The following is a 23,217-nucleotide window of genomic DNA, read 5'->3' on the forward strand; positions in this document are numbered from 1 at the left end:
GATTCTGGCGCCTCAGCCGAAGAACTTCAGCAGGTGCGCGTTGACCTCGTCGGCGCGCTCGTACTGCGCCCAATGCCCGGCGCCGTCGATCACCACGCCTTCGCGCGCCGGCCCTTCGGCGACCAGCCGGGCCACCAGCGGGCGCGGGTCGGCGGTGACGTCGAACTCGCCCCACAGCAGCAGCGTGGGCACGCCCAGCGTGTCGAGCGCCTGCTGCAGCCCGCCCGACTGCGACACCTCCTTGCTGCGAAAGCGCGTGCCGTGGCACGAGATGTCGTGGATCTCGAAGGCCAGCGCGTCGATGGCCGCCGGGTCGTGCAGCATCAGCGCGGCCAGGTTGTTCAGCAGCGCGGCGCGCTCGGCCTCGCGGTCGGGGGCGGCGCGCCAGTCGATCATCTGCGCCGTCATGCGCCGCAACGTGCCGTGGCCGCCGCTGCCCACCACCGCAAAACGGCGGATGGCACCGCGCTTCACCGCGAAGCGCGCGGCGGTCAGCCCGCCGAAGGAAAAGCCGCCCAGGTCGATGGGGGTGCCCGCGCCGACGAGCTGGTCGAGCGTGCCGCCCAGCGCGTCGAGCAGCGGCGGCAGCGAGTCTTCGCCGGGCGCCACGCGCGGCGGCGCGTCGGATTCGTTGAAACCGGGCATGTCGGGCAGCCACAGCGTGCGGCCGGCCGACAGCGCCTGCGCGTTGCGCAGCCAGTGCATCCAGCTGCCATGGCCACCGTGCAGCAGCACCAGCGGCGGCTTCGTGGTGTCGGTGCCGAAACGGCGCCAGCGCACGCGCACGCCTTCGTGCACCGGGTCGTGGTGGGTCGAGAGTGCGTCGATGCGGGCGATGACCGCGCGTGCGTCTTCAGTGTCTTGCGGCGTCATGGCCACATCCTTTGCAGCTCGCGCTCGCCGTCCAGGAACTGGTGCTTCAGCGCGCCCAGCACATGCAGCCCGAAGATCACATAGAGCACATAACCCGCCCAGGTGTGCACCCCGCCCAGCACGGTGTGCCAGGTTTCCTTGAGCGCGGGCTCGATGGCCATGATCCAGCCGATGCGCGGCCACTCGAACAGGCCGAACAGGAACATCGGGTGGGTGCCGGCGTCCTTCCAGGCCGAGTCGTGCATCCAGCCCGACAGCGGCAGCAGGATCATCAGGATGTAAAGCGCCCCATGGGCCGCATGGGCCGCCAAGCGCTCCAGCGCGCCCAGCGAGCCCGCCATGGCCGGCGGCTTGTGCGTGGCGCGCCACAGGATGCGCAGGAGCACCAGCCCCAGCACCGTGATGCCGATCGACTTGTGGGTGTCGACGGCCGGGCGCACCCACTCGTCGGGGTAGTGGTCGACCAGCAGGATCAACGCGATGTTGACGGCCATGAGCACGGCAATGAGCCAGTGCAGCGCGATCGCGGTTCGGGTGTAACGGGTTTGTGCGAGCATGCGGGGAATTTTCGGGCGTGAGGCGACTCAGTCTGTGGCGCGAGCGATTGTCCCGGGTTTGCCATGGGACTTTCGAAACCGCAGGCCGAGTTTTTGCGTATCAACGACCAGTTCGCCCGGGCACCTTCTCTTGAACGATCCTCTCCAACGCGCCTTTGCGGCCGCCTCGCCGCGCCTGTCTCCCCCCGGCACCCCGCTGCGGAGCTGGCTGATCCACGGCGGCGTGCTCGTGCTGTGGGCCCTGCTCTTCGCCATGGCCTTCAAGGTCGGCAACGTGCGGGCCTGGTCGGTCGGCGTGGCCTACGTGCTGTACGACACCGTGCTGCTGCTGTTCGTGGCCTGGATGACGCTGCCGATCCTGCGGCAGCGGCCCTCGCCTTCTTCCGGCCCCGCTTCTGCTTCTGCTTCTGCCGCGGCCGCGATGCGCCGCAACACGCTGGGCGTGATCGTCGCCTCGCACAACGAGGCCGCCGTGCTGCCCGTCACACTGGCCGCCCTGCTCGGGCAGAGCGACGTGCCCGACCGCATCGTGATTGCCGACGACGGCTCCAGCGACGGCACGGCCGAGCTGCTGGCCGCGCGCTACGGCCTGGTCGCGCCGCCGCTGGGCGAGCTCAGCGCCGCCAGCGCCACGCACCCCTCGCTCTACTGGCTGCGCCTGCCCCACGGCGGCAAGGCGGTGGCGCTGAACGCGGCCATCGTGTGCATCGACACCGACACCGTGCTCACCGTCGACGGCGACACCCTGCTCGACAGCCAGGCCATCGGCGCCGTGCGCCGCGCCTTCACCGAAGAGCCGAACCTGGTGGCCGCCACCGGCGTCATCACGCCCGTGTGCAGCCGCACCCTGACGGGGCGCTGCTTCCAGTGGTTCCAGACCTACGAGTACATCCGCAACTTCCTCTCGCGCTATGCGTGGATGCAAGTCAATGGGCTGCTGCTGATCTCGGGCGCCTTCGCGGGTTTCCGGACCGAGGCGGTGCGCGCCGTGGGCGGCTTCGACACCGACTGCCTGGTGGAGGACTACGAACTCATCCACCGCCTGCACCGCCACGCCCAGGCCCACGGCCTGCCGTGGACCGTGCGCGTGCTCGGCGACGCGCAGGCGCACACCGACGCGCCCAGCAGCACCGGCGCCTTCCTGCGCCAGCGCCGGCGCTGGTTCGGCGGCTTCCTGCAGACGCAGTACTGGTACCGCGCCATGGTCGGCGACCGGCGCTACGGCTGGCTCGGCATTGCGATGCTGCCCGTGAAGGCCATCGACACGCTGCAGCCGCTGTACGGCCTGGCCGCCTTCGCACTGCTGCTGGTGTACCTGGTGCGCGGCGAATTCGGCGTGCTGGCGCCGGTGGCCGGCGTGATCGGCGCGAAGATCGTGCTCGACCTCGCCTTTCACCTGTGGTCGGTGTACCTGTACCGCCGCTGGATCGGCCACAGCAGCGAAGCCAACTTCATGCAGGCCTTCGCGGCCGCGCTGGTCGAGCCCTTCACCTTCCAGATCCTGCGCCACACGGGTGCGGCCTGGGGCTGGTGGACGTTCCTGACGGGGCGCGGGACGTGGGGGCGGCAGACGCGCGTGGGGCTGGTCGATGCCGATGGGGTGCAGCGCCGCAACAGCTGAGGCGGGGCGGCAGGGCCCGGCCGCTGACTGAACGGAACGGGCCGCGCTTCTTCGTTGTCTTCTTTTTAGGCGGCCGCTTCCCCGAACCGGAAGCTCGACACCACGAGCCCGCCCATGAAGGTCTCCTCGTGATAGACGCGCTCGCCGGCCTCGGCCTCGGCCGCGCCGACCGCCACCATCAGCGGAATCAGGTGCTCTTCACGCGGATGCGCCATGCGCGCCGCGGGCGCTGAAGCCCAGTCGAGCAGCTGCGCGCTGCGCTCGGTGGGCAAGCCATTGGCCACCGCCGCATCGAGCCAGTCGTCGAAAGCCTTCGACACGCCGTGCGCCTGCGGGCCGAAGTTGCGCAGGTTGTGATAGCTCAGCCCGCTGCCCACGATCAGCACGTGCTCGTCGCGCAGCGGCGCGATCGCGCGGCCCAGCGCGAGGTGCTCGGCCGGGTCGAGCCCGCGCCGCAGCGACAGCTGCACCACCGGCACGTCGGCCTTCGGGTAGATCGCGGCCATCGGCGAGAACATGCCGTGGTCGTAGCCGCGCTCGGGGTCGATCTGCACCGGCAGGCCGGCCTCGGCAATGAGCGACTGCACGCGCTGCGCGAGTTGCGGCGAGCCCGGCGAGTCGTAGCGCACCTCGTAGGTGTGGGCCGGGAAGCCGCCGTAGTCGTAGATCATGGGCGGCTTGGGGTTGCCCTGCACCGCGAAGACGGGCGCCTCCCAGTGCGCCGACACCATGAGGATGGCACTGGGCGTGCGGCCGATCTGGCGCGGCATGTCGGCCAGCGAGGCCGCGAGCTGGTCGTAGGTCGGGCCCATTTCCTTCTTCATCCACGGCCAGGGGCCGCCGCCGTGCGAGATGAAGTACGTGGGCAATCTCGAAAGCTGCGATGTGTTCGTTTGGTCGTGGGTCAAGTCGATGCTCCTTCAAGCGTTGCATCGACTGTAGACATTTCCCCGCAGGAAATCGACAGGCTGCGATGCATCGAATCGGTTCCTGTCAGGAAACATCGAGAACAGGAAGAACCGGCACATTCGGCGGCGCGACCGCCGTCACTCGTTGACTCGCCGATAGAGATAGTTGTCGGGCAATCCGAGCCGCCGGCACGCCTGCACGGCGGGGCTTTGGGCCAGCATCACCCGGTCGGCAAGGCTCCCGCTCCATCGCACCAGTCGCCTTTCAAAGCCGTTCAGGCCATAGGCGCGGCCAAGCCCCAGGTGTTCACGCAACGGCGGCGGCACGATCTCCACGGCCGCCCGCATCAACAGCCACTGTGCTGGCCGCAGCGCCCTGGGCAGGATGGGCGTGCGCCGGAGGATCTCGAGGAATTCGAAGATGACGGGCGACGGCCCCAGGCGGTCGGCCATGCTGTCGAACAGCGCCTGCATCTCGCTGCGCGACGTGGGGGCCTGCAGGGCGCCGTACAAACGCGCGGCCGGTGCGCCCTCGAAATAGAAGCGGTCGAATTCGTCGGGGCTCAACGGCCGCACGCAGGCATCGAACGCATGCGCGAAACCGAATCCCGCCGTGGCCTGCACCCAGCTCAGCAGCTCGACATCGGTGGCCGCGTACGCATCGCCCGCGGGTGTCTGCCCGTGCACCTGGCCATGGCGCTGAACGACGCCCGCGATCATCTTCTGCGCCACGCTGCTGGCGCCATACACCGTCACCATGGCCGCGAGACCGGTGCGCTGCAGCCTTGCCAACGGTTGCGTGCGAAACGTGGAGTGCTCCCACACGCCCGTGCGCACGCGCGGCTGCGCAAGCTCGAGGATCACGGCCGCGACGCCGCCCACGAACATGGCCACCGGGTTCTTGAAGATCTTCCAGGACATCGAGCCGTGCGGTGCCAGCGCGGGCTCTCCCCGCGGCTGCGTGAAGTCGACCGCCGACACGCCCGGCGGGCTCAGCATGTCCGACGCCAGGCCGTCGATGGCCTGCTGGATCCACGAAGGGAGCTGCAAGGTCGTGGCGCTGCTGGGCGATCGGGAAAGCGACATCGTGCGATTTTTCTTTTGTTGGTACCGGCCTTTCGTGGCACTTCCGACGCGGCCGACCGGCAAAAAAAGAGCGCCCGGAGGCGCTCTTCTTCATCGTACGGCAGCGGGTCAGCCCTTCATTGCCTTGATGTCGGCCTTGGCCTTGTCGTGGTCGGCCTTGGCCTGGTTCACGCAGGCGCTCTTGGCATCGCCGGACTGGTCGTCGCACTTTTCCTTGGCAACGTCGTAGTTCATCGTGGCGGTTTCTTCGGCCACCTTCTTGGCGTGGCCGGGCGTCGGCTTGTAGTCCTGCTCCAGCTGGGCCTTGGCCACGTTTTCCACGCCCTTGGCTTCCTTCTCGCAGACATCCTTGGCGTTGTCCTTCAGGGTGTCGCACTTGGCCTTGGCGACCTTGTAGTCGGCCGAGATCTTTTCCTTGGCAACGTTGTATTCGTCCTTCGTCATGGCATTGGCGGAAGCCATGGCAAAGCAGCTCGATGCAATCGCCAGAACCAGAAGATGTTTTTTCATTGGAAGTCCCTCTTGAAGCGGATGTTGGAAGGAGCCGCACCTCGCGTCTCCATGCAATGCAATGTAGGCAGCGCGAAGTGCGCGCCGGGTAGGACGAAGCCCGGCTTCGGCTTAGGCTGCGGTCATGCGAGTGCGTCGGGCACGTCGGGCACGTCGGGCACGTCGGGCACGTCGGGCACGTCGGGCACGTCGGGCACGTCGGGCACGTCGGGCACATCTTCTTCCAGCCACGCGCGAAGGTAGGGCGCGGTGCGGCTCGCCTCCACCGCCGCAACCGCGCGCGGCGGCCCCACGGCCACGATGCGCCCGCCTTCACCGCCGGCGCCCGGCCCCATGTCGATCACCCAGTCGCAGGCCGCGACCCAGCGCATCTCGTGCTCCACCACGATGACGGTGTTGCCGGCGTCCACCAGCTCGTTGAGCTGCACCATGAGCCGGTCCATGTCGGCCGGATGCAGGCCGGTGGTGGGCTCGTCGAGCACGTACAGGGTGTCGCCGCGCTGCGCGCGCTGCAGTTCGGTCGCGAGCTTGATGCGCTGCGCCTCGCCGCCCGACAGCTCGGTGGCGGGCTGGCCCAGCCGCAGGTAGCCCAGGCCGATGGCGCGCAGCAGGCGCAACGGGCGTTCCACCGCGGCGTCGGCCTCGAAGAACGCGTGCGCTTCGTCGACCGTCATGCCCAGCACCTGCGCAATCGTCTTGCCGCGCAGCGTCACCTTCAGCGTCTGCGGGTTGAAGCGCGAGCCATGGCAGGTGGGGCACGGCGCGTACACGCTGGGCATGAACAGCAGCTCGACGCTGACGAAGCCCTCGCCCTCGCAGTCAGGGCAGCGGCCCTTGGCCACGTTGAACGAGAAGCGCCCGGCGTCGTAGCGGTGCCTCCGCGCGGCCGGGGTGCCGGCGAACAGCTTGCGCACATGGTCGAAGAGCCCGGTGTAGGTCGCGAGGTTGGAGCGCGGCGTGCGGCCGATGGGCTTCTGGTCGACGCGCACCAGCCGGCGGATGTTCTCCATGCCCTGCACGATGCGGCCCGTGGCGCGCTGCATGACCGACGGTTCGCCCGATGCTTCCTCTTCGGCTTCGGGCGGCTCATGGCCCAGGTGCGCCGACACCAGCTCGACCAGCGACTGCGTCACCAGGCTCGACTTGCCCGAGCCCGACACACCCGTCACCGCGGTCAGCACGCCCAGCGGAAATTCGGCGCTCAGCCTGCTCAGGTTGTTGCGCGAGATGCCGGCCAGCCTGAGCCAGCCGGCGGGCGGGCGCGGCGCTTTCGGGTGCGCCGTGCGTTCCCCGAAGAGGTAGCGCGCGGTGTGCGAGCCCGCCACCCCGCGCAGGCCTTGCGGCGGCCCGCTGTACAGCACGACACCGCCCTTCTCGCCGGCTTCCGGCCCGACATCGACCAGCCAGTCCGCGCGCCGCATCAGCGACAGGTCGTGCTCGACCACGAAGAGCGAGTTGCCCGCGCGCTTGAGCATGTCGAGCGCCACCACCAGCGCCTCGCCGTCGGCCGGGTGCAGGCCGGCCGAGGGCTCGTCGAGCACATAGACCACACCGAACAGGTTCGAGCGGATCTGCGTGGCCAGCCGCAGCCGCTGCAGTTCGCCGGGCGACAGGGTCGGCGTGCGCCGGTCGAGCGACAGGTAGCCCAGGCCCAGGTCGAGCAGCGTGCCCACGCGCTCCAGCAGGTCGTGGGCGAGGCGCTGCGCCGCGATGCGCTTTTCTTCCGACTGCCCGGGCAGCTTGCCCGCGGCCACCGGCGCCAGCACGCGCGACAACTCGCCCAGGGGCATCTGCGATATCTCGCCGATGTCGTGGCCCGCCACGCGCACCGACAAGGCCTCCTTCTTGAGCCGCTTGCCCTTGCACGACGGGCACAGCGCGCCCACCATGAAGCGGGACACGCGGTTCTTCATGAGCGCGCTTTGCGTGGTGGCGAAGGTGTGCAACACGTACTTGCGCGCGCCCATGAAGGTGCCCTGGTAGCTCGGCTCCGTCTTGCTGCGCAGTGCGGCGCGCGTCTCGGCCGGCGTGAAGCCGGCATACACGGGCACCGTCGGTTGCTCGTCGGTGAACAGGATCCAGTCGCGCGTCTTCTTCGGCAGGTCGCGCCAGGGCTTGTCGACGTCGTGGCCCAGCGTCACCAGGATGTCGCGCAGGTTCTGCCCGTGCCAGGCCGGCGGCCACGCGGCCACGGCGCGCTCGCGGATGCTGAGCGAATCGTCGGGCACCATCGACTGCTCGGTCACCTCGAAAACGCGCCCCAGGCCGTGGCACACCGGGCAGGCGCCCTGCGGCGTGTTGGGAGAGAAGTCTTCCGCGTACAGCATCGGCTGCCGCGCGGGATAGTCGCCGGCTCGCGAATAGAGCATGCGCAACAGGCTCGACAGGGTCGTGACGCTGCCCACCGAAGAACGCGCACTCGGCGTGCCGCGCTGCTGCTGCAGCGCCACGGCCGGCGGCAGGCCCTCGATGCTGTCGAAGGCCGGCACGCCGACCTGGTCGATCAAGCGGCGCGCATACGGCGCCACCGACTCGAGGTAGCGCCGCTGGGCCTCGGCATACAAGGTGCCGAACGCCAGCGACGACTTGCCGGAGCCGGAGATGCCGCTGAACACCACGAGCGAATCCCGCGGGATGTCGACGTCGACGTCCTTGAGGTTGTGCTCGCGCGCGCCGCGCACGCGCACGAAGCGGCCGACAGGGTGCGCGGAATAGGAGGGGTCGTTGCGTTGATCGTCCATGGGCGATAGCGTACGGCCCCCACCCGAAAGCCGGAACGGCTCAGGCCGTGACCGGCGACGCCGCCACCAGGTGCTCGGTCAGGAACCACACCTGCAGTTCGTTGGTGCGCAGGATGTTGCTCACGAAGACGTCGTTGCTGCCGTCGTCGCCGGCCTCGTCCACCGCCTTAGCCGCCTTGCGGGCCTCGATGATGATGAGTTCGTGCGCCTCGGCCAGCCGGCGGATCTGCACGGCGGCCGGCTCGCGGCCGCGCGGCGGGCGCTTGATCTTCGTGGTCTCGGCAATGTCCGCCGCCATGGCCAGCGCGATGCCGCCCAGCAGCTGGATGCGCTCGGCGAGGATGTCCACCAGCAGCACCTGCGCCTCGAAGTGCTGGTCGTACATCAGGTGCAGCTGGTTGAACGTGGGGCCGACCACTTGCCAGTGGTGCTTCTTGTACATGTCGCGCAGCGTGATGGTGTCGGCCAGGCACTGGTTCAGCAGCGCCACGCTGCCCTTGCAGACCTTTTCGGACAGCCCGTTGGGCATCTTGACGATCTCGCCGAACTTCTGCGTCTCGTGGCTCGGCTGGTCGAGGTCGGGCGCCACTTCGCTCGACGAGGCGGGTGCGCCAGCCAGCGCGGACTTGTTGCTTGCGGAAGGTGCTGCCATCGGTAACTCCAGGTTTGTGTGTTGAGTGCTCGGGTTCTAGTCCGTTCTTCGCGCGCTGCCTGTAGGGCGGAAGGCCGCTTGCATCGAGGCCGTTCGACCGCGAGACGGCAAGCTGCCCGCTCCTGGTTGGTCGCTCACCGTTTCGCGGCGTGCTGGCGGTCCACCTCGGCTTCGGCCTCCAGCCAGTCTTGCGTTTCATGACCGCCCTCGCCGCCCCTGCGCTGGTAGGCGTCGTACGCGGCACGGCGGATCGCTTCTTCGCGGGAGGCCGAGTCGCCGGCGGGCTCGCTGCCTCCCCCGGGCTCCCGGTTGGTCTCCGGCGTGAGGTCTTCAGCCAGGCCGAGTGGCGCGGAGTCGTCGCGTTGGCTGGCCTCCGCGCTCTTGCGCTTGGACTGCATCCGCTCCTTCGGTGCCGGGCCGGAAACGTCTTCGCCGGCCTTGTTCTTCGTGGAAGAAAACTTCTCGCCGCCGCCGATGTTGTCGACGCCACCGCCGGTGGTGGGGCGGGTTCCGTCGCCGGAACCGAGGGGTGTGCTGCTCATGGGGTGCTCCTTTGGATGGACTGGATTCGGATGGACCGGATTTGGATGGAATGGTTGGAAGGTTTGGCGCCCGAACGCCTGCGCATCGCGAGCCTGTTTCCCTTCTCCAGGTCGGACACCACCTCAGCCGGGTTGCCGCCCCTGCGGGCGCAGCAGCGCAAGGGTGTTGTCGTCCCGCACGCCACCGAAACCTTGCTCGATCAGCCGGGCGAAGCGAGCCTCTTCCGGAGCCGCCGCTTCGAACAGCGTCATGCACGAGTGCAGCTTCATGTCGTCGGGCGAGCCGAAGATCTGGTGGATGCTCCGGCCGCGGACGTCGAGCACGAGCTGCGTGCACAGGGCGAGCCGCTCGCTCAGCACCGGATGCGCCCAGTAGGCCTTCGCCTCGTCCAGCCCCTCGATGCCGAAGAACTTCGCGGTCGGGCTGCGGCCCAGCGCGCGCAGCTGCGGAAACATGAACCACATCCAGTGGCTCGCCTTGCGCCCGGCGGCGAGTTCCGCGCACACGGCCTCGTGCACCGGCGCCTGCGCGCTCAGAAAGCGTTCCAGATCGAAAGGCATCGCTCGGGTCTCCGGTTCGTTGCTGCGGTCGGACGAGGCTACGGCGCCGGTGCCGGGAAGCCGTGGGCATGCGCCGGGGGCGCCGGTAGGCTTTCGCCGCGTGGGGCAAGCGGACCGGCCGATCGCAGCAGCACAAGCGCGGCCCGGCGGCGCCGCGACATTTCCTTTCAGGAAACCGGCAGGCTACGATGCGCCGGCCAAGTTCCTGGCAGGAAAGATTGAAAGGTGTGCCGATGGACCGAACATGGACCGAATGACCAGCCTGCGGGTGTTCCGCGAAGTCGTGGAGGCCGGCAGCTTCGTGGCAGCCGCCGGGCGCCTGGGCATGTCGCCGCCCATGGCCAGCAAGCATGTCGCGCAACTCGAGAAATCGCTGGGCGCGCGCCTCTTGCACCGCTCCAGCCGCCACCTGAGCCTGACCGAGGCCGGCACCGCCTGGTACGAGCAGAGCCGGCGCGCGCTCGACCTGCTCGACGCGGCCGAGGCCGCCATCGGCCAGACCCATGACACCCCGCGCGGCCAGCTCAAGGTGAGCGCGCCCGTGTGGTGTGCCACGCCGCGTTTCGCGCGCGTGCTGGCCGACTACCGCGAAAAGTACCCCGAGGTGCTGGTCGACATGCATCTGGAGAACCGCAAGGTCGACCTTGCCGCCGACGGCTACGACCTTGCGCTGCGCGCCACGCAGGAGCCCTCGCCCGCGCTGATTGCCCGGCCGCTGTGCCGCGTGCCCTTCTACCTGGCGGGCACGCCGGCCTACCTGGCGCGCAAGGGCGGCGTTCCGGCGCTGCCCGCCGACCTGGCGAAGCTGGGCGCCATCGTTCCGAGCTACGTGAACCTGGAGAACCTCGCGCTCAAGGGCCCGGGCGGGCGCATGTTCCCGCTGCGGCTGGCGCCGGCCATGCGCTCGGACGACACCACGCTCACGCTGCACGCGGTGCATGCGGACATGGGCATCGCCTTCATGCCGCTGTGGCTGATCGACGAGGACATCGCGCAGGGCCGGCTGGTGCGGCTGCTGCCGGAGTTCGAATCGATGCCGGTCACGCTGTTCGCCGTGTACACGAGCCGGCAGTACATGTCGCCCAAACTGCGAACTTTCATCGACTTCCTGAGCGAGCGGCTCGGCGCGCAGGCGCCGGCGAAAGCGCCGCAGAACGCACCTTTTCGGGGCAAGGTCATGCAGGCACGGCTAAAGTCCTGAGCTCTCTGGGAGACCGTGTCCTTGTTCCGCTTCTTCGAAAAACTCCTCCAACCGTACCCCGCCGCCGAACCCACGCTGCCGCCACAGGGCTTCTTCGCCTTCCTGTGGGCCTGCACGCACGGCGTGCGCGGCAAGATCGCCGTCATGGCGGTGCTCACCGCGCTGATGTCGACCTTCGAGGCGGCGCTGTTCGCCATCCTCGGGCGCATCGTCGACTGGCTCGGCGGGCAGGTGCCTTCGCGCCTGTGGGCCGAGCGCGGCGACACGCTGCTGTGGCTGGCCGCGTTCCTGGCGATCAGCATCGGCGTGGTGGCGCTGCAGACCATCGTGAAGCACCAGACGCTGGCGGTGAACCTGCCGATGCGCCTGCGCTGGAACTTCCACCGGCTGATGCTGGGCCAGAGCATGGCCTTCTACCAGGACGAGTTCGCGGGCCGCATCACGGCCAAGGTGATGCAGACCGCGCTGGCCGTGCGCGACACCGTGTTCGTGCTGGCCGACGTGCTGGTCGCCATGGGCGTGTACGTGGCCACCATGATCATTCTGGTGGGCGTGCTCGACGCGCAACTGGTGTGGCCCTTCGTGATCTGGCTGGCGCTGTACATCGCCTCGCTCGCGTACTTCGTGCCGCGCCTGGGCAAGGTCGGCAAGGCGCAGGCCGACGCCCGCGCGCTCATGACCGGCCGCGTGACCGACGCGTACACCAACATCGCCACGGTCAAGCTGTTCTCGCACACGCACCGCGAAGCGGGCTTTGCGCGCGACGCCATGCGCGATTTCATGAAGACCGGCTACGGCCAGATGCGGCTGGTGAGCGCCTTCGAAATCGTCAACCACACGCTGAGCATGGGCCTCACCGCCGGCATGGCCGGCATGGCGCTGTGGCTGTGGTCGCACGGCACGGTGGGCGTGGGCGCGGTGGCCGCGGCCACCGCGATGGCGCTGCGGCTGCAGGGCATGTCGCACTGGATCATGTGGGAGATGACGAGCCTGTTCGAGAACATCGGCACGGTGCAGGACGGCATGAAGACGCTGTCGCGCCCGCGCACCGTGCTCGACGCGACGGACGCCAAGGTGCTCGAGGTGCCGCGCGGCGAGGTGCGCTTCGAGCATGCGAGCTTCCGCTACGGCCTGAGCGACCAAGATGGTGGCCGCCGCGTCATCGACGACCTGAACCTGACGGTGAAGCCCGGCGAGAAGATCGGCCTGGTCGGCCGCTCGGGCGCGGGCAAGTCGACGCTGGTGAACCTGCTGTTGCGCTTTCACGACCTCGAGAGCGGGCGCATCCTGATCGACGGGCAGGACATCGCGCACGCCACGCAGGACTCGCTGCGCAGCCACATCGGCATGGTCACGCAGGACACCTCGCTGATGCACCGCTCGGTGTCGGACAACATTGCCTATGGCCGGCCCGACGCGCCGCAGGAGCAGATCGAGGCGGCGGCCAGGCGTGCCGAGGCGCACGACTTCATCCAGACGCTGGGCGACGCCACCGGGCGCCGCGGCTACGAGGCGCACGTGGGCGAACGCGGCGTGAAGCTGTCGGGCGGCCAGCGCCAGCGCGTGGCCATTGCGCGCGTGATGCTCAAGGACGCGCCGATCCTGCTGCTCGACGAAGCCACCAGCGCGCTCGACTCCGAGGTGGAGGCCGCCATCCAACAGAGCCTGTACACGCTGATGGAAGGCAAGACCGTGATCGCCATTGCGCACCGGCTGTCGACCATCGCGGCAATGGACCGCCTGATCGTGCTCGACGAAGGCCGCGTGGTCGAGGAAGGCGACCACCGCACGCTGATGGCGCGCGGCGGACTCTATGCGCGGCTGTGGGCGCACCAGAGCGGCGGCTTCCTGGGCGACAACCTCGACGAGGAAGAGGCGCTGCGGGCCTGATGAAGGCGTTCAGGTCGGCAGCGCGCCGGCCTCGTACTGCGCGGCGAACTCGCCGCTCGGCGGAATCGGCTTGATGATGTCGATCAGCACGCCGTTCGGGTCGCGCGTGATGAAGTGGCGCTGGCCGAAGGCCTCGTCGCGCAGCGGCAGCAGGATGGGCAGGCCGGCGGCTTGTAGCCGGTCGTGAACCGCGTCGGGGTCGTCCACCTCGAAGTTCAGCAGCAGCCCGCCCGCCACCTGGCCGCGCGCCGCCTCGGGAATGGTCTCGTGGCGGCCGTCCAGCACGGCCAGGTTCACCGAAGGCTGGTCCGCCAGCTGCAGGTGCACGTACCAGTCGCTGGTGAAAAGCGGCACGAAGCCGAAGTGCGACTGGTAGAAGGCGGCGGTGCCGGCCACGTCGCGGGTCATGACGACGGGGTAGTAGCTCGTGACTTTCATCGGAGGGTCCTTTCCATGAAACATACAGACTGTACGTACGTTAAATACTAACCTACAGACAGCCTGCATGTAAATTACCCGCCATGGCCACCAACCGCGAACGCACCGAAAACACCCAGCTCGCGCTGCTCGAAGCGGCGCGCGCCCTCTTCGTCAGCAAGGGCTACGGCGACACCTCCACCCCTGAAATCGCGCTGGCCGCGGGCATCACCCGCGGCGCGCTGTACCACCACTTCGCGGACAAGCGCGACCTGTTCCGCCAGGTGCTGGCGCGCGAGGCGATGGCCGTGGCGGCCGACATCGAAGCCGCCACGCCCAAGCAACTGGACCCGCGCGAAGCCTTGCTCGAAGGCAGCGAGGCCTACCTGGGCGCCATGACCGTCCCGGGCCGCACGCGGCTGCTGCTGGTCGACGGCCCCGCCGTGCTGGGCGTGGCCGAGACCATGGCGATCGACGATGCCAATGCGGCGCACTCGCTGCGCGAGGGCCTCAAGCGCGCCGGCATGGGGCGCGGCGAGGTCTCGGTGGATGCGCTGTCGCAGTTGCTGTCAGCCGCCTTCGACCGCGCGGCGCTGGAGATCGACGCCGGCGCCGACGCCAAGGAGGTTCGCGCCGCCATGCGCTGGCTGGTCGAGCAGGCGCTGGGGCCCGCAAGGCCTTCAAATTCCGCAAGGCCCGCAAAGAAGGGCTGAAGCCCCGTCAGACGACTCCGCGGCCGCCCATGCGCACCGGCCACCTGGCCACGGTGCCGCGCTGCATCGACTCGAGCACCGTCTGCGTGAACACGTTGATGCTCACGTGCCGCGCCAGGTAATGCTCCAGCACCAGGCCCAGCAGGTAGGGGCTGGTGCCCGAGAAGCCCTCTTCGTCAACGCTGAGCGTGCACTGCACGCCGCGCCCGTAGATCAGCGGCCCCGCGCCCGGCAGGCGCCGCGTCACGGGCTCGATGCGCGAGCCGACGAGGCTGTCGATCTGCCGGCCCAGCACGTCGTTGTCGGCCGTGACGAACAGCCGCAGCATGTCTCGCAGCGCCTGCGCGCCCTCGCGGTGCGGCATGTCGGCCAGCGGCAGGTGGTTGAAGCCCAGCTGGCGAATCAGCCGCCACGCGATCTCGCGCTGCGCGAACGGCGACTTGGGCGTGCTCGGCGGGCGGATCAGCCCCACCGCCGACACCGGCACCGAGTCGGACACGGCCAGATCGGCATGCCCGTTGCGCGGCACGAGGCACGGCAGGTCGCGGTTGGTGAGCAGCGCCTTCACCGAGAGGTAGCGCAGGCGCTCGGGGTACGGCGCCTCGTGCTGGTCGACCAGCGACAGGAACACCTCGGTGCCGATGTACGGCGTGCGCGTGCCGTACTTGCGCGCGGTGTTCGACACCAGCCGCGGCTCGCGGCGCACCGAGAAGTAGCGGCCGTAGTTGCCCTCGTCCTCGTTGAGCGTCTGGTAGAGCGGGCGAAATTCGAGTTCGGCCGTGGTCTGCGCCTGCTGCCCCGCGATGCGCCGCACCGCGTACACCTCGAAGTCGAGCGGGCGCGAGCGGTCGGGCACCAGGTGGAACTCGGGTTGCGCCTCGTCGAGCTCGATGCGGTCGGTGCGCCGCTCGAACAGGTTGACCACCGGCGTGCTGAACAGCGCGAACTGGCCCGCGTCGACCAGCGCGCCCAAGGCGCCCGGCGGCTTGCCCAGCAGCACGACGATCTCGACCTCCTTGCCGTGCACGCGCGCCAGCCCCGGTGCCAACTGCGTGAGCGTGAAGAAATAGAAGCGCTCGGGGCACGCGAAGTACTCGTGCAGCAGGTTGTGGCCGTGGAAGGTGTTCCATTCGAGCGGCAGCAGCCCCTCGCCCGGGCCCAGGCCTTCGTGCACCAGCGCGCCTTCGGTCACCACGTGGGGCCGTTCCGTCAGCTTGCCGGGCTCGCCCACGAAGGTGGCCACCGCCGAGGTGTGCAGCAGTTCGAACAGGTGCGAGGCCACCTGCTCGTTGCCGCGCAGGTAGATCGGCAGGCGATCGAGGCCCGCCAGCGTGCTGAAGTTCATCTCGCCCACGATGCGCAAGCGCAGGCGCAGTGCGCCCGTCACCTGCACGTGCGGCGGCAGGTAGCGCTCCAGCGCGGGAATGTCGGGCGGCGCGCCGGTGAGCCTGGCATCGGCGATCTCGACGGGCCACAGCGTCACGTCCTGGCTGGAGCGGAACTCGCACGGCGTTTCCTCGCCGGCGGGCACGCGCGCATGAAAGGCCGTGCCGCGCGGCACCACGAAGCCGCGCGTGAAGTCACCCTCCTTCACGCTCGGGTGCAGCTGCGCCACCGCCATCGACGGCGTGGGGCTCAGGTAGTTGGGGTACAGCACCTCGAGCAGGCGCTGGGTGAAGCGCGGAAACTCCGCATCGAGCTTGATCTGCATGCGCGCCGACAGGAAGCTGAACGACTCGATGAGCCGCTCCACGTAGGGGTCGGCCACCTCGATGCCGTGCATGCCCAGGCGCCGCGCGATCTTCGGGTGCGCGCTGGCGAACTCGCTCGCCGCCTCGCGCATGTAGACCAGCTCTTTGTTGTAGCAGTCGAGGAGTCGGGGGTCCATGAGGCTCGGGGTTCCTGAAGTGATGAAAAAGCGATGAAAGGTGGGCCTCAGCGCGCCACATGCAGCACGCTCATGCGGTTGGTCTCCAGATCGACGGCGCTCTGCACGGTGAACGCCAGCGGATAGGGCTGCAGGTTGATCAGCGCGCGAATCTCGAACAGCAGCACGTTGCAGGCCTCGGCCGCGCCGTCTTCCTTCATGAGCGGCACCACCGACACCGTCTCGGGAATGAGCCGCGGCTCGTAGTCGTACACGGCGCGGCGGATGATGCGTTCGATGTCCCCCCACTTGCGCTGCGAGAGGTAGCTGCCCGCCAGCGGCGGCACGCCGAAGTTGACGGTCGATGACGCGGCCTCGGCGTGGCGCTTGCGGTCGATCAGGTCTTCGGCATTGGTGGTGTTGAGCAGAAAGGCCAGGTCGCGCTGCACGATGTCGCGCATCTGCGCCGGGCTCACGGTGTAGTCCGAAGGCAGTTCCGAGCCGCGGCTGGGCGCCTCGTCGCGCAGGCGGTCGAACAGCGTGGGCAGCAGGTGGGCGTTGATACGCACCGCGGGGGCTTCGGGCGCGCCGGGCTCGCGAAGCGGGCGGGCGCCGGGATGAACGGGGTCGGCGCCCGTGAACCGGGTGGGCGGCGTGGAGGGGCTTGAAAGGCTGGAGATCGGGGGCTCGGCAGGTCGCATGAGGTCGGCTTCACAAAGAGGCGCCGAGTCTTGCGTGGGCGCCCGTTGCCCATTGCAAACAATCGTCACATTCCTCGGACAACCCACGGGAAACCCCTTGGCGCGGGGCGATGCCTGCGCCGCTCGCTTTGCGAGTCCTACAGCACACGCCGCCCCTTGCCGACAGTCTTTCCGTGGCCTTGCGACGAAGCTGAATACATATTCAACACAAAGGAGTCCTCGCGTGAATTCCATCATCTACATCGTCGGTCTGGTCGTGGTCGTGGTCGCCGTGCTTTCGTTCTTCGGCCTGCGCTGAGACGAGGCCAGCGGCAGCTGCTCTCTCTACCTTGGACAACGGGGCCGTTCGCGGCCCCGTTTCTCATGGTCGCCCGTGGCGCGCCGGGCATAATTTGCGCGCCCCGTCACTGCACGGGGCCTCGTCATTCGCGAAGGGACCCTGTTGACCAACACCGCATTGCGCGACCCAGTTTTTTCGGATGCGGTCATCACCGAGGCGGTTCGATGGGCCGAACAGAACGGCCCGCTCGACGACGCGCAAGCCATGCGCATCGCCGCCTCGCGCCCGGCCGACGGCCACGCGCAAGTCACCGAACGCGCGCTCCAGCTCGGCGAGCGCATCGGCCTGCAAGCTGAACTCGCCCGCGCGCGGCAATGGGCGCCGTGGGTGCTGCTGGGCATGGTCGCGCTGATCGTGGCCGCCGGCCTCGGGCTCGCGGGCAACGTGGTGGGCGGCGGCGACCGCCACATCAACGTGATCGTCGCGCTGGTGAGCCTGCTGGGCCTGCACGCGCTCACGCTGCTGCTGTGGCTGGCGGGCCTGTGGATGCCGCTGGGCTTCGGCGGCACCGCCTCGCTCGGGTGGATCTGGCTGTCGCTCACCGCGCGCGTGGCGGGCGGCAAGCGCGGGCAGGCGCCCATGCTGGTGCGCGCGGCCACGGGGCTGATGTCGCGCGCCAGGCTGCTGCCCTGGGCCTTCGGGCTCGTGAGCCACGGCATCTGGTCGCTGTCGTTCGCCGTGGTGCTGGCCGCGATGCTGTTCGCGCTCGCCTTCCGCAGCTACACGCTGAGTTGGGAAACCACCATCCTCGAGCCGGCCTTCTTCGTGCAGGCCGTCCAGGTGCTGGGCTGGGCGCCCGCGAAGCTGGGCTTTCCCGTGCCCGACGCGGCCACCGTCATGGCCGCCCCCGGCGCGGCGAGCACCGGCGGCCAGCGCACCTGGGCGCTGTGGCTCACCGGCTGCATCGTGGTCTACGGCCTGCTGCCGCGCGTGGCGCTCGTGTTGTTGAGCGCCGCCATGTGGCGCAGCCGCCGCAAGGCCTTGCAGCCCGACTGGCGCGAGCCCTACTACCGCAAGCTGCTCGACCGCTTCGCCGCGATGGCGCCGGCCGCCATCGTCGATGCCGACCCCGGCCGCACGCACGGCGCCACGCCGGCCAGCCTGTCCGAGGCGCAGCTGCGCGACGTGCTGTTCGTCATCGGCTTCGAACTGCCGCCCGACACGCCCTGGCCGCCGGCCGCCCTGCCCGCCGCATCGACAGCCGACGCCATGGAGATTCAACGCATCGACGGCAGCGGGCCGGCCCGCCGCGCGCTGCTCGACCAACTGGCGCGCGTGCATCCGCGCACCGTGCTGCTGGTGTGCCACGCCGCCTCGAGCCCCGACCGCGGCACCGAACGCTTCCTGCGCGAGGTGCTGGCGCACTGCGGCGAATGCCGGCTGTGGCTGGCCGATGCACCGGGCGAGAGCGCGGTGCGGCGCTGGCTCGACTGGCTGCGCGACACCGGCCTGGAACGCATCGCGGCCAGCGACCGCCTCGACGCCGCGCTGCACGAAGCCGCCACAACGCCATGACCGCACAACAGCAGACGCAGCCCCTGCGCATCGCCGTCGTCGGCCACACCAACGCCGGCAAGACCTCGCTGCTGCGCACGCTCACGCGGCGCGTGCATTTCGGCGAGGTGTCCGACCGGCCCGGCACCACGCGCCATGTCGAATCGGTCGACCTCGAGGTGAACGGCGCCGCCGCGGTGCGCTTCTTCGACACGCCCGGCCTCGAAGACGCCGTCGCGCTGCGCGAGCACCTCGCCGGTTTCGACGCGCAGGCCACGCCGCCCGAGCGCATCCGCCGCTTCCTGCAGGGGCCCGAGGCCCACGGCGTGTTCGAGCAGGAGGCCAAGGTGCTGCGCACCATGCTCGACATCGACGCCGCCTTCCTGGTCATCGACGTGCGCGAGCCGGTGCTGCCCAAGTTCCGCGACGAGATCGAGCTGCTCAACTCCTGCGCGCGCCCCGTGCTGCCGGTGCTCAACTTCGTGCGCGACGCCGCCAGCCGCGAGCCGGCCTGGAAGGAACTGCTGTCGGCCTACGGCCTGCACGTGCAGGTTCGCTTCGATGCGGCCGCGCCCTTCGTCGGCGCCGAACACGACCTGTACAACGACCTCGCCACCCTGCTGCGCGATCGCCGCGAGCTGCTGCGCGGCGTGGTCGACGCGCTCGACACCGAGGCCGCGCAGCGCCGCCAGTCGGCCTGCACGCGCATTGCCGACCTGCTGGTCGACGCCGCGGCCGTGCGCCGCACGGTGTCGGCCACCGAGTTCGCCGACACCGTCCGGCGGCAGGCGCTCGTCACCGCCTTGCAGAAGGCGGTGTTCGACAAGGCGCAGCACTGCACCGACGACCTGCTCGCGCTCTACGGCTTTCGCCAGGGCGACGCCGACGAGGCGCCGCTGCCGATGGTCGAAGGCCGCTGGACGCTCGACTTCTTCAACCCCGAGGCCATGAAGGACGCCGGCCTGCGCCTGGGCAAGGGCGCGGTCATCGGCGCGGCCGTGGGCGTGGTCGCCGACCTGGCCGTGGCCGGCCTCTCGCTGGGCGCCGGTGCGGCGCTCGGCGGCGCCATCGGCGGTGCGGTGTCGCAGGGCTGGGGCCCGCTCGGGCGCAAGCTGGCCAACAAGCTGCGCGACATGCACGAGCTCACGGTGGAAGACGGCGTGCTGTTCGCGCTGGTGGCCTGGCAGCTGAAGCTCACGCAGGCGCTGGAGCAGCGCGGGCATGCGGCCACGCAGCGCATCAGCGCCGGTGCAGCGACAGAAGGTGCGGCCGAAGGCGCCGTGAACGACGCCGTTGTGCAAGCTACCGCAGCCGCCGTGCGCGCCGCGCAACCGGCGCGCAACCACCCGGACTGGGAAGCCGGCGGCAACGCGGCCACCCGCATCTTCTGGCGCGCATCACCGCAGCGCGAAGCGCTCGCCGCCGACCTGTCGCACGCACTGCTGCGCGCCTTCGAGCCCGCCTGAACACTGTCGAGCCAGAGGCTTCGTTTGCGGCGGAGCTGGCCGGCTCCTGCGAACCCGGCGCGGCGGGGCGCTCCAAGGTTTCGTCGAGCCTCTGCGCGAGTTTGTCGACGCCGCCGACATCGCCGAGGTGCACGCCAACAGCTTCCGCCAGGAAGCGGGGTCTCAGCCGCCGCGCATGAGCCGCACGCGAGACAACGCCGTCAGTTCGCGCCCGAGGCCAGCGCCTGCAGCCGCCGGAAGTCGCCCGGCCGCGCACCCAGTTGCTCGGGCGTCGAACGCTTGGCGATGCGTTCCAGGAACAGCTGCCGGTTCACCGGCGACACCGTCATGCCCTTGCCGCGCAGGAACTGCTCGTCTTCCAGTTCGCCCGCGATCACGCCGACGTTGGTCCACTTCGCGGTATCGGCCAGCGTTTTCTCGACCATGGCCTGCTGCGGCGCCGAAAGCTTCGCCCACGCGGCCTTGCCGATCACGATGCCCAGCGTGTCGTAGACGTGCGCGGTGAGCTGCACGTACTTCTGCACTTCATAGAGCTTCTTCGAGCGCACGATGCCCAGCGGGTTTTCCTGCGCCTCGACCTCGTTCTTCTTCAGCGCACCATAGAGCGCCATGAAGGGCAGCGTCACCGGCTTGGCGTCGAGCGCGGTGGCAAACAGCTGGTAGGCCGCGGCGTCGGGCACGTACAGGCGCAGGTCGCGAAAGTCTTCCGGCTTCGCAAGCGGCCTGGCCGAGGTGACCTGCCGCGCGCCGTAGTACACGGCGGCCACCATGCGGTTGCCGCTCTTCTCGTTGTAGCCCTTCATCAGTTCGGCCAGCAACGGGCTCGCCAGGTACCGGCGCATGTGGTCGAGGTCCTTGAAGGCGAAGGGGTAGCTCGCCAGGCCCAGCGGCGCATAGCCCTCGGCCAATGTGGCCTCGCCGACGTAGGCGATCTGCACCGAGTCGTTCGCCAGCATCAGCGGAAAGTCGGACTCCTGCCCCAGCTTCGACGAGGGCACCACCTCGATCCTGATCTTGCCTTCGGACTGCTCGGCGATCTTGCGCGCCGCCAGCTCGGCCTGCTGGTGGAAGATGCTCGTGGGCTCGTAGACGTGGCCCCACTTGAGCTGCACCACCTGCGCTTGCGCTTGCGCGGCCATCGCCATGGCGCCCCCCAGCGCGAACAGGACAAGGCCTGCGCGGCGCCACGGCAAGAAGCTTTTCATCGACTCTCCCTCGGGTTGAGAACAACCCGGGCTCATGCAAGATCGGCGCCATGGCGGCGGACAGGTGCCGGTCGATCGCGTCCGGCGAGCGGATCGTAAGGACTCGAAACAACCGCAGGAAGCGGGGTTTGCCCGACTGGGGTTTGCGCGGTCAGGAGGCGCGTGGCGCCGAGGGCTTGCGGGCGCGTGTGCGGCGCACCACCAGTGCAAGCAGCCCGACGGCCAGCAGCAGGAACGCGCCCGCGGGCAGCACCCACACCATGCCGGCCGTGGTGTAGACGCACTGGCATTCGGCGTCGTAGAAGCGGCCGAGCTCGTTGAAGTCGCGGCTCAGGTAGCGGTCGTACCAGGCCCAGAAGAAGAAGGCCGAGGCGGCCAGGGACAACGCCAGGCCGAGACCGGTGAGAGTGGCTGCTGGATATCTGGACATGGTGGGTGAATGGACCGGCGGATTGTCGGGCCGACGCGGCATGATTGCCCTGTCGACAGACCAGACAAGCCACGCCATGACTCACACCCTTCGCGCCTTGCGCGCCGACATCACCACGCTGCAGGTCGACGCCATCGTCAACGCCGCCAACTCCTCGCTGCTCGGCGGCGGCGGGGTCGACGGCGCCATCCACCGCGCAGCCGGCCCGGACCTGGTGCACGAATGCCGGCTGCTGGGCGGCTGCAAGACGGGTGAAGCCAAGCTCACGAAGGGCTATCGGCTGCCCGCGCGCTTCATCGTGCACACCGTCGGCCCGGTGTGGCGCGGCGGCACATCGGGCGAGCCCGAGCTGCTCGCCGCGTGCTACCGGCGGTCGATGGCGATCGCCGCCGCGCAAGGCGTGCGCAGCATCGCGTTCCCGAGCATCGGCACGGGCATCTACGGCTATCCGGTCGAGCTGGCGGCCGGCGTGGCGGTGACCACCGTGCGCGAGGCGCTGCAGGGCGAAACGTCGGTCGAGGAGGTGGTGTTCTGCTGCTTCTCGGCGAGCGACCTCGCGGTGTACGAGGCCGCGCTGCGCGCCGGCTCCGCAGAATGAGCGCATGACCGACAACTTCTACGACACCCTCGCGCCGCTCTACCACCTGATCTATCCGGACTGGAACGAGAGCGTCCGCGCACAGGGCGAGCGGCTCTCGCAGCTCATCGAGGCCGAATGGCCTGGCCAGGGCAAGCCCCGCAAGGTGCTCGACGTGTCGTGCGGCATCGGCACGCAGGCGCTCGGGCTCGCCGCGCTCGGCCACGGGGTGACGGCGTCGGACCTGTCCGCGCGCGAGATCGAACGCGCGCGCAGCGAGGCCCAGGCGCGCCGCCTCGACGTCGCCTTCTCTGTGTGCGACATGCGCGAGGCGCACACGCACCACGGCGGCGGCTTCGACATCGTGATGTCGTGCGACAACTCGATGCCGCACCTGCAGACCGACGACGACCTGCTCACCGCCCTGCGCCAGATGACCGCATGCCTGCGCCCCGGGGGCGGCTGCGTGGTCAGCGTGCGCGACTACGACAGCGAGGCGCGCGGCAGCAACCTCGTGAAGCACTACGGCGCGCGCGTCGAGAACGGCCAGCGGCACGTGCTGTTCCAGGTTTGGGACTTCGACGACGGCGGCCGGGGCGCGCATTACGACCTGGGCTTTTTCTTCGTCACCGAAGACCTCGCGACCCGCGAGGTGCGCACGCGCGTGATGCGCTCGCGCTACTACGCGGTGTCGACGACGCGGCTGTGCGAACTCATGCGCGAGGCGGGGCTGGCGCAGGTGCGGCGCATCGACGATGCCTTCTTCCAGCCGGTGCTGGTGGGGACGCGGCCCTGAGCGGGCGCCAGCACGGCGCGGTTCGGTAAAGCTGCTCGAGAGCTCTTGGTAGTGGTCGGTTGCGGCCGG

Annotated in this window: 22 protein-coding genes; 8 read left to right on the top strand and 14 right to left on the bottom strand. The window is 69.4% G+C overall.

Annotated elements, in window-relative coordinates:
• Window positions 1-12: 12 nt before the first annotated feature.
• Window positions 13-873 (bottom strand): alpha/beta fold hydrolase, encoded by an 861-nt coding sequence (locus tag BM013_RS27175; RefSeq protein WP_093130852.1) that lies wholly within the window; start codon window positions 871-873, stop codon window positions 13-15.
• Window positions 870-1,430: a cytochrome b gene (locus tag BM013_RS27180; RefSeq protein WP_093130854.1), complete on the bottom strand. Its 561-nt coding sequence runs from the start codon at window positions 1,428-1,430 to the stop codon at window positions 870-872. Before BM013_RS27180 ends, BM013_RS27175 begins: the two co-directional genes overlap by 4 nt.
• A gap of 130 nt (window positions 1,431-1,560) precedes the next feature.
• Between BM013_RS27180 and BM013_RS27185 the strand changes: the two genes are divergently transcribed.
• Window positions 1,561-3,051, top strand: coding sequence for a glycosyltransferase family 2 protein (locus BM013_RS27185; RefSeq protein ID WP_093130856.1), 1,491 nt, complete (start codon window positions 1,561-1,563; stop codon window positions 3,049-3,051).
• 65 nt (window positions 3,052-3,116) lie between these two features.
• Here BM013_RS27185 and BM013_RS27190 read toward each other — a convergent pair whose 3' ends face one another.
• The 7 genes from BM013_RS27190 to BM013_RS27220 all read right to left on the bottom strand — a co-directional run bounded on the left by BM013_RS27190 (window position 3,117) and on the right by BM013_RS27220 (window position 10,051).
• On the bottom strand, window positions 3,117-3,959 hold the full coding sequence (locus BM013_RS27190; protein ID WP_093130858.1) for a DODA-type extradiol aromatic ring-opening family dioxygenase: 843 nt from the start codon (window positions 3,957-3,959) through the stop codon (window positions 3,117-3,119).
• 138 nt (window positions 3,960-4,097) lie between these two features.
• Window positions 4,098-5,045, bottom strand: a complete 948-nt coding sequence (locus BM013_RS27195) for an oxygenase MpaB family protein (RefSeq protein WP_218153688.1) — start codon at window positions 5,043-5,045, stop codon at window positions 4,098-4,100.
• Window positions 5,046-5,153: 108 nt separating this feature from the next.
• Complete coding sequence (locus BM013_RS27200; protein WP_093130860.1) at window positions 5,154-5,555, bottom strand: hypothetical protein; 402 nt, start codon at window positions 5,553-5,555, stop codon at window positions 5,154-5,156.
• A gap of 122 nt (window positions 5,556-5,677) precedes the next feature.
• Entirely contained in the window at window positions 5,678-8,296 is a 2,619-nt protein-coding gene (locus BM013_RS27205) for an excinuclease ABC subunit UvrA (RefSeq protein WP_093130862.1), read from the bottom strand.
• 40 nt (window positions 8,297-8,336) lie between these two features.
• Window positions 8,337-8,948: a Dps family protein gene (locus BM013_RS27210; protein ID WP_093130864.1), complete on the bottom strand. Its 612-nt coding sequence runs from the start codon at window positions 8,946-8,948 to the stop codon at window positions 8,337-8,339.
• 134 nt (window positions 8,949-9,082) lie between these two features.
• Window positions 9,083-9,490, bottom strand: a complete 408-nt coding sequence (locus tag BM013_RS27215) for a DUF2934 domain-containing protein (RefSeq protein WP_093130866.1) — start codon at window positions 9,488-9,490, stop codon at window positions 9,083-9,085.
• A 123-nt stretch (window positions 9,491-9,613) separates the two neighbouring features.
• Window positions 9,614-10,051 carry a DUF1810 domain-containing protein gene (locus BM013_RS27220; RefSeq protein WP_093130868.1) on the bottom strand — a complete coding sequence of 146 codons (438 nt, stop codon included), beginning with the start codon at window positions 10,049-10,051 and terminating at the stop codon, window positions 9,614-9,616.
• Window positions 10,052-10,295: 244 nt separating this feature from the next.
• On the opposite strand from BM013_RS27220, the gene BM013_RS27225 reads away from it, so the two are divergent.
• Window positions 10,296-11,252, top strand: a complete 957-nt coding sequence (locus tag BM013_RS27225; protein WP_093130870.1) for a LysR family transcriptional regulator — start codon at window positions 10,296-10,298, stop codon at window positions 11,250-11,252.
• A 21-nt stretch (window positions 11,253-11,273) separates the two neighbouring features.
• Window positions 11,274-13,142 carry an ABC transporter ATP-binding protein gene (locus BM013_RS27230; protein WP_093130872.1) on the top strand — a complete coding sequence of 623 codons (1,869 nt, stop codon included), beginning with the start codon at window positions 11,274-11,276 and terminating at the stop codon, window positions 13,140-13,142.
• Between the two features lie 9 nt (window positions 13,143-13,151).
• Here BM013_RS27230 and BM013_RS27235 read toward each other — a convergent pair whose 3' ends face one another.
• Entirely contained in the window at window positions 13,152-13,580 is a 429-nt protein-coding gene (locus tag BM013_RS27235) for a VOC family protein (protein ID WP_093130874.1), read from the bottom strand.
• 83 nt (window positions 13,581-13,663) lie between these two features.
• Here BM013_RS27235 and BM013_RS27240 point away from each other — a divergent pair, with 83 nt between their 5' ends.
• Entirely contained in the window at window positions 13,664-14,272 is a 609-nt protein-coding gene (locus BM013_RS27240; protein WP_093130876.1) for a TetR/AcrR family transcriptional regulator, read from the top strand.
• Between the two features lie 7 nt (window positions 14,273-14,279).
• Here BM013_RS27240 and tssF read toward each other — a convergent pair whose 3' ends face one another.
• The gene (tssF, locus tag BM013_RS27245) at window positions 14,280-16,160 is read right to left on the bottom strand and encodes a type VI secretion system baseplate subunit TssF (RefSeq protein ID WP_093130878.1); all 1,881 of its coding nucleotides are present in this window, start codon (window positions 16,158-16,160) and stop codon (window positions 14,280-14,282) included.
• A 47-nt stretch (window positions 16,161-16,207) separates the two neighbouring features.
• Window positions 16,208-16,840, bottom strand: coding sequence for a type VI secretion system baseplate subunit TssE (gene tssE, locus BM013_RS27250; RefSeq protein WP_093130880.1), 633 nt, complete (start codon window positions 16,838-16,840; stop codon window positions 16,208-16,210).
• A gap of 442 nt (window positions 16,841-17,282) precedes the next feature.
• On the opposite strand from tssE, the gene BM013_RS27260 reads away from it, so the two are divergent.
• Window positions 17,283-18,695: a DUF2868 domain-containing protein gene (locus tag BM013_RS27260; protein WP_093130884.1), complete on the top strand. Its 1,413-nt coding sequence runs from the start codon at window positions 17,283-17,285 to the stop codon at window positions 18,693-18,695.
• Complete coding sequence (locus tag BM013_RS27265) at window positions 18,692-20,140, top strand: GTPase/DUF3482 domain-containing protein (protein WP_093130886.1); 1,449 nt, start codon at window positions 18,692-18,694, stop codon at window positions 20,138-20,140. Before BM013_RS27260 ends, BM013_RS27265 begins: the two co-directional genes overlap by 4 nt.
• A gap of 200 nt (window positions 20,141-20,340) precedes the next feature.
• On the opposite strand, the gene BM013_RS27270 is transcribed toward BM013_RS27265, so the two are convergent.
• Window positions 20,341-21,345, bottom strand: coding sequence for a sialic acid TRAP transporter substrate-binding protein SiaP (locus BM013_RS27270; RefSeq protein WP_093130888.1), 1,005 nt, complete (start codon window positions 21,343-21,345; stop codon window positions 20,341-20,343).
• A gap of 151 nt (window positions 21,346-21,496) precedes the next feature.
• Window positions 21,497-21,775, bottom strand: coding sequence for a hypothetical protein (locus BM013_RS27275; RefSeq protein WP_093130890.1), 279 nt, complete (start codon window positions 21,773-21,775; stop codon window positions 21,497-21,499).
• 76 nt (window positions 21,776-21,851) lie between these two features.
• On the opposite strand from BM013_RS27275, the gene BM013_RS27280 reads away from it, so the two are divergent.
• Together BM013_RS27280 and BM013_RS27285 are read left to right on the top strand one after the other, a co-directional pair.
• Complete coding sequence (locus BM013_RS27280; protein ID WP_093130892.1) at window positions 21,852-22,373, top strand: O-acetyl-ADP-ribose deacetylase; 522 nt, start codon at window positions 21,852-21,854, stop codon at window positions 22,371-22,373.
• A gap of 4 nt (window positions 22,374-22,377) precedes the next feature.
• Window positions 22,378-23,148 carry a class I SAM-dependent methyltransferase gene (locus BM013_RS27285; protein WP_093130894.1) on the top strand — a complete coding sequence of 257 codons (771 nt, stop codon included), beginning with the start codon at window positions 22,378-22,380 and terminating at the stop codon, window positions 23,146-23,148.
• The last annotated feature ends 69 nt before the right edge of the window (window positions 23,149-23,217 follow it).

The sequence above is a fragment of the Variovorax sp. OK605 genome, from assembly GCF_900115445.1.
Taxonomy (GTDB): domain Bacteria; phylum Pseudomonadota; class Gammaproteobacteria; order Burkholderiales; family Burkholderiaceae_C; genus Variovorax.